The following is a 15,720-nucleotide window of genomic DNA, read 5'->3' on the forward strand; positions in this document are numbered from 1 at the left end:
GCGAGCGAGTGAGTCAGTATTGCCTCAAGGTTGGCGCAGGACCGCGTCAGGCGATCGTGAAGGTCAGAATCGAGACGAAGGGATTCACTACGGATCCGTCGATGGCACCCGAAAAATTGGACCGGTAGGCGTTGAGGGGAACACTGAGGCTGAACTCGGGCGTCAGGGTGAAGGTGCCCTTGCCGAGCGTGCTAGTCCAGACCAGTGCTTGCGGCAGGCCGGAGACGGTGACCGGCTCGGTCGTGGGTGCGGCATCGGCACCCTCACTCGTGTGGGCGGTGACGATTCCCGGCGTGATGGTCAGGTTTTTGACGGCGACGGTGCGCTCGACGGTATCGAGTGTTCCCGGTGCGCTGATGAAGTCCGTGGCGCTCACGGACAGGCTCCAGGCGGCACTAGAACCGCGACCGTTTGTGATCGTCCACACGGCCGGGCGGCCGATGGAGGCATGGCTGGAGCGGCCATCGAGGATGACGGGGGACATCTGGGTCGGTGCGGAGACGACGGCCGAGAGTGCTCCGCCGAGAATTGTCGAGCTGATCGTGTCCGAGGTGGTGTCGGCGCGCGCCGACGGCGAGGGACCGACGACCAGCCCGACCACGAGGGCAATACTCGTTAATCCGATCAGACCGAGCTCGGTGCTTCGTGCCACGCAAATCCCCAATGATTGCCGACGGTTTCGACGCTAGTGATACCTATTGGCACTTACCATGCGAGTCGATGAAATCTCATAGTACCGACTTCACGTCGCCGTGGGTACCAATACCCGAATACCCATCAAAAAAAACAGGCCGTCTCCCCGAGGGAGACGGCCTGTTGACTCTTACGTTGGCTCAGTGCGTGCGGAATCGCGCGGTCATCGGGCAGTCGAACGGATCGCGAGCGGCCAGGCCCACCTTGTTGAGGTAGGCAATCACGATGCCGTAGCTTTCGAAGACGCCGGTTTCCGTGTACTTCACATCGTGTGACAGACAGTACGCTTTGGCGATCACCTGCGCCTTACGCAAGTGCGGGCGGGCCATGTTCGGAAACAGGTGGTGCTCGATCTGGTAGTTGAGACCGCCCATGTAGTGGTCGATGAAGGTGCCACCGCGAATGTTGCGACTGGTTAGCACCTGGCGTCGAAGGAAATCGACCCGGCTTTCGGCCGGAAGCTGCGGCATTCCCTTGTGGTTGGGTGCGAACGTCGCGCCCATGTACACCCCGAATACGGCCATTTGCACGCCGACGAAGGCGAACGCCATGCCGAGCGGAAGAAAGTAGAAGATCACGGCGAAATAGAGTGAGAGGCGCGTGACGAGCATGGTGATCTCGACCCAGCGCTCGCTGACTTTGTTCTTGCCGAAGACAGTCTTGAAACCCTGGATGTGCAGGTTGATGCCTTCGAGCATCAAGAGCGGGAAGAACAGGTAACCCTGCTTGCGGGTGACAAAGGAGGTGAGCCAGTTGACCTGCTTCGCGTCATTCTCGGTGAACACGATGAAGTCGGGCTCAATGTCGGGGTCCTTGCCAATAACGTTGGGCTGCGCGTGGTGACGACTGTGCTTGGTCATCCACCAGGCATAGCTGATGCCGACGAAAAGGTTGGCGAGAATGCGGCCGGCGCGGTCATTAGCCTTGCCGGAGGTGAACACGGCACGGTGCGATGCCTCGTGGGCGAGAAAGGCGAACTGGGTGAAGATGAGGCCGAGTGCGGCCGCGACGATCAGCTGATACCAGGTGTCACCGAGCAGAACGAACCCGGCCGCGGCGCCGAGGGTGGCCACCACGAGAACGGAGAAGAGCATCCAGTAGAAGCCGGTACGTCGGCCGAGGAGGCCGAGATTGCGCACGGTGTGCAAGAGAGCCGAGTATTCGGTTGTGGGGTTCTGCGTGTCTCCACCCGGCCGGGTCCTGATGATGCGGACCGAGGGTGCGGCTAGTGTTTCCGACATGAGGCCTTAGTGGTTCGGGGGACTTCTCAGTCGAGACGGGAGCGAATGCTCGTGGATCAGATAGCCATCAGTCTACGTTCGCAGAGCCCACGCAAGGGCCTAATTCACATGCGTTTCCCAGTCATCATATGCCAAAAATGGAATGTATACAAGTGGTCTATCGCCAACTTGGCATCCATATGTGGAGCTGCCAAAACGCGAACGGAGTCTGCATCCCGGTCCACACAGGGAAGAAGAATGCGGTGAGCAAAAGTGCGACCCCAAGGCTGGCGGTAACGGCTGCCAGGGCGCCGGTGCGCGGTTGGGGGTCATATTCGTACGCCTGCGAATGTGCTGAACGCCGTCGGTGTGGCCGGGCTTGATCGGGAATCCGCTTGAGGACCATCCCTATGACGAAGGTGAGGCCGAGCAGCAGGTAGGGCTCAAAGGCGATGGTGTAGAACTGAAAGACCGTGCGGTTGAGATACATCAGCCACGGTAGGTAACCCGCGACCATCCCCATCAGGATGAAACCGACCCGCCACTCCCGATACCGGGCCAGCCGATAGACCAGGTAGAACAACGCGCCCGTAGCCGCCCACCAGATCAGCGGGTTGCCGACCGAGGTGATGGCCTCCGAGCAGTTTTGAAACTGGCAGCCGAGTTCGCCCTGGCTGGAACCGCGGTAGTACATGCTGGTCGGTCGGGTCATGAACAGCCAGGTCAGCGGATTTGCCTGATAGGGATGCGGAGTGGCCAGCCCGACGTGATACGTATACGCGGCCGATTGGTAGTGCCAGAAACTCTGCACCGCGTGCGGCACCCAGGAAAGCGGCCCGGTCCAAGCAGCGCCCGCGCCGTCGGCCCAGTCCCGGTAGTACCCGCCGCGGGTGAAAAACCAGCCCGACCAGGAGACCAGGAACGTGGCTGCGGCCACGGGGACCAGAAGCAGAAACGTAGCCACCGCCTGCTTCAAGATGGCGGCACTGAGCCAGAAAGACACACCGCCCCGCCGTCTTGCGAGCGCATCGACAACGACGAGGTAGATGCCGAAAGCGGCCAGAAAATACAGCCCCGACCACTTGACCGAACTGGTGAGTCCGAAGGCGAGTCCCGCGGCGAGCAGCCAGGGGCGCCACCACAGAGTGGGACCCCAGCTGCAGTCGCCCATGGTCGCCAGCCGGGTAGCGAGTCGCGTGGCATGCCACTGGCGGTCCATCAGGATTGCGCCGAAGCCGAGCAGCGCGAAGAACATAACGAAGTTGTCGAGCAGGGCCACGCGGCTCATGACGATGGCGTGGCCGTCAATGGCGAGAAGAAAGCCGGCGATCACCGCCAGCAGGCGGGATTGAAACAGTTTTCCGGCTATGAGCATGATCAGCACGACCGCGAGTACTCCCACCACCACGGTCGCCAGGCGCCAGCCCCACGGATTGCCGGGACCGAGCAGATTCATGCCCAGGGCGATGAGCCACTTGCCGAGCGGCGGATGCACCACGAACGACGGGTCAGTAGTGAAGATATCGGTGTGCCCGGCCTCGAACTGGGGATTGGCGTCGGCCGGCCAGGTGGACTCGTAGCCGTTGTTGAAGAGCGTCCAGGCGTCCTTGACATAAAAGGTCTCGTCGAAGACGAGCGCGTGGGGCACCCCGAGGTTCCACAGGCGCAGCGCGGCGGCCAGCAGGACCACTGCGAGGTAGCCGCCCCAGCGAACCCATCTACTAGTTGCGAGCACCTGACCATCGTATAGAGCGCTGGTCGACCGCACAGGCTGCGAGAATTACAGCATGATCATTCTTGCTGCCACCCCGATCGGAAATCTCGGCGACGCTTCCCGGCGCCTGATCGAGACCCTGAATACCATCACCATCGTGGCGGCCGAGGATACCCGCGTCACCGTACACCTGCTGAAAGCCCTTGGAATCGAGAACCGGCCCAGACTCATCGCCCTGCACGACCACAACGAACGCGGTAAGGCAGCCGAGCTCGTCGAACTGGCCCGCGATGTCGACATTCTGGTGTTGAGCGACGCCGGAATGCCCACCGTTTCCGACCCCGGCTTTCATTTGGTGGATGCCGCGGTCGCGGCTGGCGTGCAGGTCACGGCTTTGCCCGGCCCGTCCGCCGTACTGACCGCGCTCGCCGTCTCGGGGCTTCCGACGGACCGGTTCACCTTTGAGGGGTTTCTGCCGCGCAAGCACGGCGAGCGGGTCAAACTGCTGCGTGACCTCGCTGCCGAACGTCGCACCATGGTGTTCTTCGAATCGCCCAACCGCCTCGCCGGTTCGTTGCTCGACCTCGCGTCGACGCTCGGCCTTGACCGCCGGGTCGTGGTCTGCCGCGAATTGACCAAGTTCTTCGAGGAGGTCAAGCGCGGCACGGCGAGCGAACTGGCCGAGTGGGCGGCGGCGGGGGTGCGCGGCGAAATCTGTATCGTCGTGGCTGGCGCGGAAGTGCGGGTTTTGGACCTGGCCATGGGCGTGGCCGAGGTTCTCGACCTGGTGGCTGGCGGCATCCGTTTGAAAGACGCGGCGGCCGACGTATCCGCGGCCAGCGGGCTGAGCAAGCGCGAACTCTACGAGCACGCGCTGCAGGCCAAGGCAGGACCCGGTTTGAATGGCGCGTCCGTGAAAAAACCGGAATACCCGAGTCTTCCTCAGCGTTAACGCGAATAGGCGCAAATCGTGCGGACGCGATAGCGAGGTTCTGTCGGGAGGTTCATATGTGGCACTCGGTGCAATTCTCCCGCTATGGGGGCCCGGAAGTACTTGATATGGTCGAGATGACCACCCCCGTTCCCGGTTCTGGTGAGGTGGTCGTCGAGGTCATGGCTGCCGGCCTGAACCCGGGCGAGTCCAGTATTCGGGAAGGTCATGTGGACAAGGAGTGGCCGGCTCGCTTCCCGGCAGGGCAGGGGAGCGACTTCGCCGGCTTCATCGCGCGTATCGGAGCGGGCGTCACCGGTTGGAAAACAGGCGACGCCGTGCTCGGCCACACAGTGCGCGGTGCGCAGGCAAATTTTGTCACCGTCCCGGCGGGGAATGTGATCGCCAAGCCCGAGCGCCTGGCTTGGGAGATCGCTGGCAGCCTCTACGTCGCTGCAGCGACCGCCTGGCAGGCAGTCCAAGGTGCCAACCCCGGCCCGGGTCGCACAGTGCTGGTCCATGCAGCGCACGGCGGTGTCGGCGTCATCGCAGGGCAGCTGGCCAAACGACGCGGATCGCGGGTGATCGGCACCGCCAGCCTGGACAGTTTTGACTACCTGCGCCAGATCGGCGTGATTCCGGTGGAATACGGCCCAGGATTCGAGGAGAGATTGCGCCGCATCGCACCCGAGGGCATCGATGCCGAGCTGAATCGTCTCGGTGACAACGTGCTGATGAATGTCGACTCGACCGACACCACCGTGCTGCAGAAAATCGCAGGCCTGGTCGCCGACCGCCAGATCGCCATCCCGGTGGCCGCGATTTACGAATTTGCGCGGGTACGGGACGCGTATCGGGAGCTGGAAGCCGGGCACGCGCACGGCAAAATCGTGCTCTGCATGATGCCGGTCAGGTATGCGCACCAAAAGGTGCACGGCATCGACCTGCGCGCGAGTGAGGCCACGAAGGATGCCCCGAATCGGCCACCGGTTCCACCCAACCACGAGGCACTTCCGCCGGTGATCGGGCATCGACACCGACATCCGGTCGCCAGCCCAGCGGCAGATCGCTCCCACGCCGAGTGACGAAACGTGGGGTGCCGCCCGCCCGCATAAGATGAACGCATGTCCGCAGGCTCTTTCTACATCACCACGCCCATTTTCTACGTGAATGATGTGCCGCACATCGGGCACGCCTACACCGAGGTGGCCGCCGACGTGCTCGCGCGCTGGCACCGGCAGTCAGGCGATGACGCCTGGCTGCTCACCGGGACCGACGAACACGGCCAGAAGATTCTGCGCACCGCGACCGCCAATGGCGTCACGCCGAAGGAATGGGCCGACCGCCTGGTGGAGACCGCGTGGAAGCCGCTACTGGAGACCGTCAACATTGCCAACGACGACTTCATCCGCACCACCGACGAACGCCATGAGGTAAACGCGCAGAAGTTTCTGAAACACCTGCACGACGAAGGTCACATCTACACCGGCGAGTACGAGGGCTACTACTGCGTCGGCTGTGAGGAATACAAGCAGACCACCGACCTCGTCGACGGCGCCGGCGAGTACGCCGGCCAGCTCGTCTGTGCGATCCACTCCAAACCGGTCGAACTGCTGCACGAGAAGAATTACTTCTTCAAAATGAGCGCCTTCGCCGACCGACTGCTGGCACTCTACGAACAGAACCCCAACTTCGTGCAGCCGGAAGCGGCCCGCAACGAGGTCATGTCCTTCGTCAAGCGCGGACTGAGCGACCTGTCGATCTCCAGGTCGAGCTTCGACTGGGGAATCAAGGTGCCGTGGGATGAATCGCACGTTGTCTACGTCTGGTTCGACGCGCTGCTGAACTACATCACCGCGGCCGGTTACGGCCAGAACGATGAGGAGTTTGCGAGCCGCTGGCCCGCGACGCACATCGTCGGTAAGGACATTCTGCGTTTTCACGCCGTCATCTGGCCGGCCATGCTCATGGCCGCCGGCATCGAGGTGCCCAAGCAGGTCTTCGGCCATGGTTGGCTGTTGGTCGGCGGCGAGAAGATGAGCAAGTCGAAGCTCACCGGCATCGCCCCGAGCCAAATCACCGATACCTTCGGCTCCGACGCCTTTCGCTACTACTTCATGCGAGCCATCAGCTTCGGCCAGGACGGCTCGTTCAGCTGGGAAGACCTCTCGGCCCGCTACCAGTCCGAACTGGCCAATGGTTTCGGCAACCTCGCGTCCCGCGTGATCGCGATGGTCGTGCGCTACTGCGACGGCGTCGTGCCGGCCGCTGGCGCGTTCACGGCCGACGATCTCGCGATCCAGGCCACCGAAAAGCGGGTGACGGATGCCGCGGCGGCCGCCATCGACCAGCTCGCCATTCACGACGCCCTTGCCACCGTGTGGGAACTCGTCGACGAGCTCAACGGCTACATCACCCTGCAGGAACCGTGGGCGCTCGCCAAGAAACCGGAAAGCCGCGAACGCCTCGGCACGGTGCTGCACACCGCAGTGCGCGGCCTCGGTACCCTCGCAGTGCTGCTGTCCCCGGTCATCCCGGTCGCGACCGGCAAGCTGTGGAGCGCCCTCGGCGGCGACGGCGCCCTCGTCGACCAGCGCGTCGACCTGGCCTGGGAATGGACCGGCGGCGCACAGGTGACCGCCCTCGAACCACTATTCCCACGCATCGAATCGATCGTGGAGCCGACCGATGGTCAGTGACTCGCCCGTCGACGGATACGGCAGTGCTATTCGCCGCCGCGAGAACACCACGGGCCGCGATCTGAGCTACCCGCCGCTACCTGAGTCGCTCACGGTGCCCGTCTACGACAACCACACGCACCTCGAAATAGCCGACGGGGAACATCCGCTCGGCTACCGGGAACAGCTCGACCGCGCCTCGAGTGTTGGCGTGCGCGGAGTGATCCAGGTCGGCGGTGACGTCGAAACCTCGCGCTGGTCGGCTGCGGCAGCGCTGATCGAGCCGCGCATGCTCGCCGCCGTCGCGATTCACCCCAATGAGGCGCCCGCGCTGGCAGCGGCTGGAACCCTCGACGACGCTCTCGCGGTGATCAACGAACTTGCCGGGCAACCCCGCGTGGTCGCAATCGGCGAGACCGGCCTCGACTTCTTTCGCACCCCCGAAGAAGGCCGCGCCGCCCAGTTTCGCTCCTTCGAGGCGCACATTCGCATTGCCAAGGAGCACAACCTCGCCCTGCAAATTCACGACCGCGACGCCCACGAGGCCGTGATTGAAACCCTGCTGCGGGTCGGCGCCCCCGAACGCACCGTTTTTCACTGCTTCTCCGGAGACTCCGACATGGCCAGATTCTGCGCCGCCCAAGGCTGGTACATGTCGTTCGCCGGCAACGTGACGTTCAAAAACGCCGACAACCTGCGGGCTGCCCTGTCCGCCGCCCCCCGCAACCTGCTGCTGGTTGAAACGGATGCTCCCTTCCTCACCCCGCTGCCCTACCGCGGCCGGCCGAATGCGCCCTATCTGCTGCCCAACACGCTGCGCGGCATGGCCGCTCACCTCGAGACGGATGTCTCCCTGCTCTCCGCCCAAATCACCGCCAACACCGAACTGGTCTACGGTCGCTGGGACGCCGAACCCGTCACCGCCGCCTTCGCTGCCCCTTCTGGTGGTTCAAGTACCGGTCCCGGCGACGAGCAGCGGGCCACCCAAACACCCCGAGGAGGCCTCGCATGACCGGCCGTCACTCCCCGGAGCACATCCCGCAGGCCCCGTCCGTGCCCGCCGCGACGGCCGCTGAGAGTACCAAAGCAGCTCCCCAAGACGCACCCGTCCTGCCGGTCGAACCGGCCGAGATCGCCATACCGACGCCGCAACGGCCGACGGACCCGGCCAGGTCCACGAAGACCCTCCTCGGCCCGGCCGAGATTCGCGACCTCGCCGAGATGCTCGGTGTCAATCCGACCAAGAAGCTCGGCCAGAACTTCGTCATCGACGCCAACACAGTGCGGCGCATCGTCAAGGTCGCCGCCGTCGCGGCCGGCGATACCGTCGTCGAGGTGGGCCCCGGCCTCGGCTCGCTCACCCTCGGCATGCTCGAAATCGGCGCACGTGTCGTCGCCGTCGAAATCGATGACCGCCTCGCCGAGCAGCTGCCGCTCACCGTCGAACTGATGCAGCCGGATGCCCGACTCACGGTGATCCGCGCCGACGCCCTGAAAATCACCGAGCTGCCGGGCGACCCCACCCGACTCGTCGCCAACCTGCCCTACAACGTCTCGGTGCCGGTGCTGCTCTACCTGCTCGAACACTTCGCATCCATTCGGGCCGGCGTCGTCATGGTGCAGGCCGAGGTCGGCGAGCGCCTTGCCGCCCCGCCCGGCAACAAGATCTATGGCAGCCCGAGTGTCAAAGCCGCCTGGTACGGCGACTTCCGCACCGCCGGCAAGGTGAGCCGCCAGGTTTTCTGGCCGGTCCCGAACGTCGACTCGATCCTGATCGCCTTCGAACGCCGCACGGCGCCGCTGGAATCCGAAGAACTACGACTCAAGACTTTCGCGCTCGTCGACGCGGCTTTTCAGCAGCGCCGCAAGATGCTGCGCCAGTCGCTGTCGGTCGTTCTCGGAGACTCGGCGGCGGCATCCACTGTCATGACGGCGGCCGGAATCGACCCGACAACCCGCGGCGAGCAGCTCACCGTGCACGACTTCCTCGCGATCGCGCGCGTCTGGATGCCCGCGTAGCCGCAGGGGCGGTCCGTGCGGGTCGACAGGCTGGGCTAAGTTAAAAGCATGATGACGTCCGCCGGCACCAGCGTTGTGCACGCGCGGGCACCCGGCAAAATCAACGTCTTCCTCAAGGTTGGCGCCGTTCTTGAAGACGGCTACCACGACCTCGCGACCGCCTACCAGGCCGTCTCCCTGTTCGAGGAAGTGCGGGCCACCCCGGCCAGCGACTTCTCGGTGGAATTCAGCGGCAGCATCGACACCTCCGGTCTCGCGACCGACGGGAGCAACCTGGCTATCAAAGCGGCCAGGGCCCTGGCCCGCAAGACCGGCTATCGCGGCGGTGTTCACCTCGAGATCGAGAAGAACGTGCCAATCGCCGGCGGTATGGGCGGCGGCTCGGCCGATGCCGCGGCCACCCTCCTCGCCTGCGACGCCCTCTGGGCTACCGGCGCTACCAAAGATGAACTTCTCGCCATCGCGGCGGAGCTTGGCGCCGACGTGCCGTTCTCCTTCACCGGCGGGACCGCCATCGGAACCGGGCGCGGCGATCGGCTCAGCCCAGCCCTGGCCAAGGGCAAATTTCAGTGGGTACTCGCCCTCGCCGACTTCGGCATGTCCACGCCGGGCGTCTTCCAGGAGCTTGATCGGCACCGCGATCGCCATGCACAGGACATCTATCCGGCTCAGCATCAGCCCTCCGTCGACGCCAACGTGCTGCAGGCGCTGCGAGCGGGCGACCCGCACATGCTCGCCGACGCGCTGCACAACGACCTGCAGGCACCCGCCCTGCACCTCGCGCCCGGCCTCGGCAAGGTGCTGCAGCTCGGCGAAGAGAACGGCGCCCTCGCTGGCATCCTCTCCGGTTCCGGCCCGACCGTGGCTTTTCTGGTGGCGGATGCCGACAGCGCGCTCGAACTGCAGGTCGCGCTCTCCGCCTCCCGCCTGCGCGTCGTGCGCGCCACTGGACCGGTGCACGGCGCCCGCCTCATCTAGCCCGGAATCGTGCGTCCCGGCGTGCCGTAAACTGGGAGGCTATGGCACATCTTCTCGGGGCTGAGTCCCTGCACCTCGAATTTCCCACCCGCGTCATCTTTGACAGCGTCACCGCCGGCCTCAACGAGGGCGACCGCATCGGCGTCGTCGGCAAGAACGGCGACGGCAAGTCCACCCTCATGCGCCTACTGGCCGGCCGTATGGAGCCCGACGAGGGCCGCGTTACTCGGCGGCGCGGCGTCACCATCGGCATGCTCGACCAGTCCGACGACCTCGCCTCCGGCCAGACGGTCGGCCACACCATCGTCGGCCGCATCGAAGAACACGTCTGGGCCGGCGATGCCAAGGTGCGCGATGTCATCGGCGGACTCGTACGCGATATCCCTTGGGACGCCCTCGTCGACGACCTCTCCGGTGGGCAGCGCCGCCGGGTTGCCCTGGCCGCCGTGCTCATCGGCGACTACGACGTGATCTTTCTCGATGAGCCCACCAACCACCTCGACGTGGAGGGCATCTCCTGGCTCGCCGGTCACCTCAAGACCCGCTGGGCCGCGCAGAGCGGCGGACTCGTGGTCGTCACCCACGACCGATGGTTCCTCGACGAGGTCTGCAACATTACCTGGGAGGTGCACGACCGCCTGATCGAACCTTTCGAGGGGGGCTACGCCGCCTACATCCTGCAGCGCGTCGAGCGCGATCGCATGAGCTCGGTGGTCGAATCCAAGCGTCAGAACCTGATGAAGAAGGAACTGGCCTGGCTGCGCCGCGGCGCCCCGGCCCGCACGGCGAAGCCCAAGTTCCGCATCGATGCTGCGAACGTGCTGATCGAGAACGAGCCGCCGCCCCGCGATACCGTGTCGATGCAGTCCATGGCCATGCAGCGCCTCGGCAAGGACGTCGTCGACCTCATCGACATCGGCGTGAAGTTCGGTGACAAAACCGTGCTGAACGACATCACCTGGCGCATCGCGCCGGGGGAGCGCACCGGCATCATGGGCGTCAATGGTGCAGGCAAGTCCACCCTGCTCAACCTGGTCGCCGGCACCCTGCAGCCCACGACCGGCCACGTGAAGCGCGGCAAGACCATCAAGGTCGCTGTGCTCACCCAGCAGCTGTTCGAACTCGACGAGATTCGCAACGATCGCGTGAGCGACGTCATCGGCCGCCAGAAGACGAGCTACATGGCAGGCGGTAAGGAGATCACACCGGGCCAGATGCTCGAACGTATGGGCTTTCTGAGCGCCCAGCTCACCACCCAGGTGAAGGACCTCTCCGGTGGGCAGAAGCGCCGCCTGCAGCTGCTGCTGATCGTGCTCGACGAGCCCAACGTACTCATCCTCGACGAGCCCACCAACGACCTCGACACTGACATGCTCGCCGCCATGGAAGACCTGCTCGACTCCTTTCCCGGCACCCTGCTCGTCGTTTCGCACGACCGGTACCTGATCGAGCGTGTCACCGATAATCAGTACGCGGTCATGGACGGCGGTTTTAGGCACCTGCCGGGCGGCGTCGACCAGTACCTCGAGGTGCGCCGCAAGGCCGTCGCCGGCCCGGCCTCCGGAACACCCGCGGATGCCTCTGGCTCGGCGAAGAAGATCCCCACCCTCGGCGGGGCTGAACTGCGTAACGCGCAGAAGGAGCTCGGGTCGATCGACCGCAAGGTGGTCAAATTGCAGGAGCGCATCGCGCAGGCGCACGAGAATCTGGCCGTGCACGACCAGTCCGACTTTGCCGGTTTGGGCGCGCTCGGCGTGAAGCTGACCGAACTCGAGGAGACCATCGTCACGCTCGAAACCCGCTGGGTCGAACTTACCGAGTTGATCGAAAGCTAACGTCGCAGAAACTGTGACGCAGTGTGTCCGGGAGGGCCACGCGTCGCAGTTTCGGCGCGTATCGTTATTGAGTGCCTCGCAGAGCTGCGGCACAGACCCCCACCCCTAATACCCGGGGTTGATCTGTGCCCAAATAATCGCTGTGCCCATAATCGCCATCGGCGCTCTCGGGGAATTCACACAGCGAAAGAGACCCTCCATGAAAAAGCCACGTTCCTTCAAGAAGTCCGCACTGGCCGCACTCGCGATTCTGCCGCTTGCGGCACTGCTGGCCGGGTGCGCAGGCGCTGCTGGTGGTGAAGATGTCGTGAAGATCGGTGTCGTCGACGAGAGCGAACCGTACTGGGGCGTCTTCAAGGAAGCCGCAGCCGACGCAGGGATCACGGTCGACCTGGTCAACTTCGCCACCTACGAGCAGCCGAACCCTGCCCTGACCGCCGGCGAAATCGACCTCAATCAATTCCAGACCATCGTCTACCTCGCAAACTACAACGTGGCGAGTAGCCAGGACCTCTCGGCGATTGGCGCCACCGCAATCTACCCGCTGGGTCTCTATTCCACGCAGTACACCAGCGTCGATGAGATTCAGAAGGGCGACACGGTCGCCGTGCCCAATGACCAGAGCAACATGGCCCGCGCCCTCGTCGTACTCCAGTCAGCCGGTTTGATCGAGCTCACCGACGGCGGCACGATTTCGTCGTCACTCGACGACATCGACTCCGCCGCCTCGCGGGTGAAAGTGACGGCTCTCGACGCGTCGCTCACGACGACCTCGCTGCCCGACGTCGCCGCCGCGATCGTCAACAACGAGTTTGTTGGAAAGGCCGGGCTCAGTTTCTCGGATGCGATCGCCCAGGACGATCCGGCCGACCCCAAGTCCGTGCCCTATGCGAACGTCTTTGCCGCGCGCGCCGAGGACAAAGACAACGCGACGTACCAGAAGCTCGTCGAGATCTACCAGACCACGAAGGCCGTTCAGGATGGCGTTCGCGAAGCGTCCGGCGACACGGCAGTGCTGTTGACGACCCCGGTTTCCGAGCTTGAAGCGTCGCGCGTCGCGGTCGAGGCCGACACCAAGGCTCAGAAGTAAGCATCAGCTTTACCGCGTGAGCAGTTTCGGTTCTTTGTGAGATTCACGGCCACAAGCCGAGACTGCTCATTCGTGTTCCCGGTGCGACATCACGACACATCAGCAACAAGAAGGTTTTTGAGGAACAACGGATGGCTCTAGTAAGCCTGAGGAATGTCAGCAAGGTGTACCCGCCCGCGAGCAAGGGTGCACCGAGTGTCACGGCGATCGACTCGGTCAGTCTCGACGTGGAGGCCGGGGACATCTACGGGATCATCGGATACTCCGGTGCCGGTAAGAGCACCCTTGTGCGACTCGTGAATGCTCTCGAACATTCAACGAGCGGCGAGATCATCGTCGACGGGCAGGATATCGCCGTGCTGTCGGAGCGCGAGCTGCGCAAGGTGCGCCTGGGCATCGGCATGATCTTTCAACAGTTCAACCTGCTCGGCTCTCGCACGGTAGCGCGCAACGTGGCCTACCCGCTCGAAGTGGCCGGGCATCCCAAGGAGCAGCGCGCCGCCCGGGTGGCTGAACTGCTCGACTTCGTCGGCCTCGCCGACAAGGCCGGGTCCTTCCCCGACCAGCTTTCCGGCGGTCAGAAGCAGCGCGTGGGTATCGCTCGCGCCCTCGCCACCCAGCCGAGCATCCTGCTCGCTGACGAGGCCACGAGCGCGCTCGACCCGGAAACCACGCACGAGGTACTCGCTCTGCTGAAACGGGTGAATGCGGAATTCGGAGTCACCATCATCGTGATCACCCACGAAATGGACGTCATCCAGACCATCGCGACCAAGGTTGCCGTGATGGACCAAGGCCGGGTCATCGAGCGCGGGCCCGTCTTTGACGTGTTCTCGAACCCGCAAGCCGCGGCATCCGCTCGCTTCGTCTCGACCGTGGTCAAGGGGGTGCCGTCTGCGGCCGAACTCGCCGTGCTGCGCGAGCGGCACACGGGCCGCATCGTGACGCTCGCCTTCCGCGACAGCGCGGTTGACCAGACGGCCGTTTTCGGTGAGCTCGCACGGGCCGGAGTGGCGTTCGAGGTCGTTTACGGCGGCATCAATGAGATCCAGGGGCGCCCGTTCGGGCATCTCACGCTCGCGCTTTCCGGCGCCGACCCGGTCATCGACCAGGTACTCGCCCACATTCGAACGCTCACGACCGTCACGGAGGTGCGCTGATATGGATGCACTCATCGACCTGCTGCCCGAACTGTGGACGGCCACCTACGAGACTCTCTATATTGTCGCGCTCACCCTGTTCTTCGGCGGCCTCGGCGGCCTGCTGGTCGGCCTCGGGCTCTACCTCACCCGCGCGGGCAGCATCCTTGAGAACAAGCCGCTTTTTTTCGTGCTCAACCTGCTGGTCAACTTCATACGCCCGATTCCATTCATCATTTTTCTCGCCGCGGCGCAACCGCTCGCCCGGGCCGTCACCGGCAGCGGCATCGGCAACAATGCGATCATCTTCACGATCGCCCTCGCGGCGTCCTTCGCCATGGCCCGCATTGTGGAGCAGAACCTGCTCACCGTGACGCCCGGTGTGATCGACGCCGCCCGAAGCGTCGGCGCCGGGCCGATTCGCATCATCTTCACGGTATTGTTGCCGGAGGCCCTGGGCCCCCTCATTCTGGGGTATACATTTATTTTCGTGGCGTTGGTGGATATGTCGGCCGTCGCCGGTTACGTCGGTGGCGGGGGCCTGGGTAATTTCGCGCTGCTCTATGGCTATCGTCAGTTCAACCCCATCGTGACCTGGGCGGCCGTGCTGCTTATCATCGTGCTGGTGCAGTTCGTGCAGTTCTTTGGAAATTATCTAGCCCGGAAGGCCCTGCGCCGTTAAATGAGGTAAATCCTCACGATCCATTCAGCGTTTGTATACCGCTCGTTTACCTGGCAGATCACTGACGGACACCTCATGCCACGACTGTTCTGCTGAGGCCGGTGTTTCGGTTGTTGTGAACGCTGACGCGCCAAATGCGAAAGTCCTCAAACCCAATTCCTGAAGGTTTCGAGGAGTACCGTGTCGACGAGCGCCAGCGTCGTTTTTTCCGCCTTTATCTCGGCTACCGACCCGCGACTGCAGGGTTGGCTCTCGCACCGAGGCAATCTGCAAGCAAATGAGTACGCTTCCGATCGCGTGGTGCGTTCCCCGAGCAGCCGCGATTCCCGCGGCGAAACGGCCAACGATCGCGGCCACGCTCCCCAAGCGGGCATCTGGCGCCTCCTCGCGCCGAATGGCCGTGAGATCGGCCGCAGTTCATCTGTGTACGGCGCTTTCACCGTGGCGCAAACTCACGTGCTTGACTTGCAAACTCGGGTGGACCGGATGGTGGCAACGACCGTCACAGGCCCGTCAGCGGGCACCCACGGTTGGGTCATGTCCGTCGACGACATTTCGGTGATGACCAGTGGCCGATGGTACGGCACGACCTCAACGACCAAAGATGCCTGTGCGGGCGCCCGGGAGGCGTTCCGAAACGCCTTGGTGATGGCCGACGCCCGTCGTTTGATGCCGTCGGGCGCACGCCGACCTCGCCTTCCGAGCAGCACTCCCCACCTCGCCGGTAGCTGGTAATGCCAC

The 15,720-nt window shown here is 64.1% G+C and carries 14 protein-coding genes; 11 read left to right on the forward strand and 3 right to left on the reverse strand.

Annotated elements, in window-relative coordinates; genetic code table 11:
• Positions 1–46 precede the first annotated feature (46 nt).
• From E3T50_RS04755 to E3T50_RS04765, 3 genes are all read right to left on the reverse strand, one after another.
• On the reverse strand, positions 47–652 hold the full coding sequence (locus E3T50_RS04755; RefSeq protein WP_134550821.1) for a hypothetical protein: 606 nt from the start codon (positions 650–652) through the stop codon (positions 47–49).
• A 181-nt stretch (positions 653–833) separates the two neighbouring features.
• On the reverse strand, positions 834–1,934 hold the full coding sequence (locus E3T50_RS04760; protein WP_134550822.1) for a fatty acid desaturase family protein: 1,101 nt from the start codon (positions 1,932–1,934) through the stop codon (positions 834–836).
• 157 nt (positions 1,935–2,091) lie between these two features.
• Complete coding sequence (locus E3T50_RS04765) at positions 2,092–3,648, reverse strand: dolichyl-phosphate-mannose--protein mannosyltransferase (RefSeq protein ID WP_241990759.1); 1,557 nt, start codon at positions 3,646–3,648, stop codon at positions 2,092–2,094.
• Between the two features lie 52 nt (positions 3,649–3,700).
• Here E3T50_RS04765 and rsmI point away from each other — a divergent pair, with 52 nt between their 5' ends.
• From rsmI to E3T50_RS04820, 11 genes are all read left to right on the forward strand, one after another.
• Positions 3,701–4,579 carry a 16S rRNA (cytidine(1402)-2'-O)-methyltransferase gene (gene rsmI, locus E3T50_RS04770; RefSeq protein ID WP_134464300.1) on the forward strand — a complete coding sequence of 293 codons (879 nt, stop codon included), beginning with the start codon at positions 3,701–3,703 and terminating at the stop codon, positions 4,577–4,579.
• Between the two features lie 116 nt (positions 4,580–4,695).
• Complete coding sequence (locus E3T50_RS04775) at positions 4,696–5,643, forward strand: NADP-dependent oxidoreductase (protein ID WP_241990760.1); 948 nt, start codon at positions 4,696–4,698, stop codon at positions 5,641–5,643.
• A gap of 39 nt (positions 5,644–5,682) precedes the next feature.
• The gene (gene metG, locus E3T50_RS04780; protein WP_134550825.1) at positions 5,683–7,257 is read left to right on the forward strand and encodes a methionine--tRNA ligase; all 1,575 of its coding nucleotides are present in this window, start codon (positions 5,683–5,685) and stop codon (positions 7,255–7,257) included.
• Positions 7,247–8,248, forward strand: coding sequence for a TatD family hydrolase (locus tag E3T50_RS04785; protein ID WP_134550826.1), 1,002 nt, complete (start codon positions 7,247–7,249; stop codon positions 8,246–8,248). Before metG ends, E3T50_RS04785 begins: the two co-directional genes overlap by 11 nt.
• A 209-nt stretch (positions 8,249–8,457) precedes the next feature.
• Entirely contained in the window at positions 8,458–9,255 is a 798-nt protein-coding gene (gene rsmA / locus E3T50_RS04790) for a 16S rRNA (adenine(1518)-N(6)/adenine(1519)-N(6))-dimethyltransferase RsmA (protein WP_241990773.1), read from the forward strand.
• A gap of 51 nt (positions 9,256–9,306) precedes the next feature.
• Positions 9,307–10,233, forward strand: coding sequence for a 4-(cytidine 5'-diphospho)-2-C-methyl-D-erythritol kinase (locus E3T50_RS04795; protein ID WP_134464580.1), 927 nt, complete (start codon positions 9,307–9,309; stop codon positions 10,231–10,233).
• Between the two features lie 41 nt (positions 10,234–10,274).
• Positions 10,275–12,068, forward strand: coding sequence for an ABC-F family ATP-binding cassette domain-containing protein (locus tag E3T50_RS04800; protein WP_134464292.1), 1,794 nt, complete (start codon positions 10,275–10,277; stop codon positions 12,066–12,068).
• Positions 12,069–12,267: 199 nt separating this feature from the next.
• Positions 12,268–13,158 carry a MetQ/NlpA family ABC transporter substrate-binding protein gene (locus E3T50_RS04805; RefSeq protein ID WP_134550828.1) on the forward strand — a complete coding sequence of 297 codons (891 nt, stop codon included), beginning with the start codon at positions 12,268–12,270 and terminating at the stop codon, positions 13,156–13,158.
• A gap of 131 nt (positions 13,159–13,289) precedes the next feature.
• Positions 13,290–14,318 carry a methionine ABC transporter ATP-binding protein gene (locus E3T50_RS04810; protein WP_134550829.1) on the forward strand — a complete coding sequence of 343 codons (1,029 nt, stop codon included), beginning with the start codon at positions 13,290–13,292 and terminating at the stop codon, positions 14,316–14,318.
• A gap of 1 nt (position 14,319) precedes the next feature.
• Complete coding sequence (locus E3T50_RS04815) at positions 14,320–14,979, forward strand: methionine ABC transporter permease (protein ID WP_092340641.1); 660 nt, start codon at positions 14,320–14,322, stop codon at positions 14,977–14,979.
• 180 nt (positions 14,980–15,159) lie between these two features.
• Positions 15,160–15,714 carry a hypothetical protein gene (locus E3T50_RS04820; RefSeq protein ID WP_134550830.1) on the forward strand — a complete coding sequence of 185 codons (555 nt, stop codon included), beginning with the start codon at positions 15,160–15,162 and terminating at the stop codon, positions 15,712–15,714.
• The last annotated feature ends 6 nt before the right edge of the window (positions 15,715–15,720 follow it).

It is taken from the genome of Cryobacterium gelidum (assembly GCF_004403985.1).
Taxonomy (GTDB): Bacteria; Actinomycetota; Actinomycetes; order Actinomycetales; family Microbacteriaceae; genus Cryobacterium; species Cryobacterium gelidum.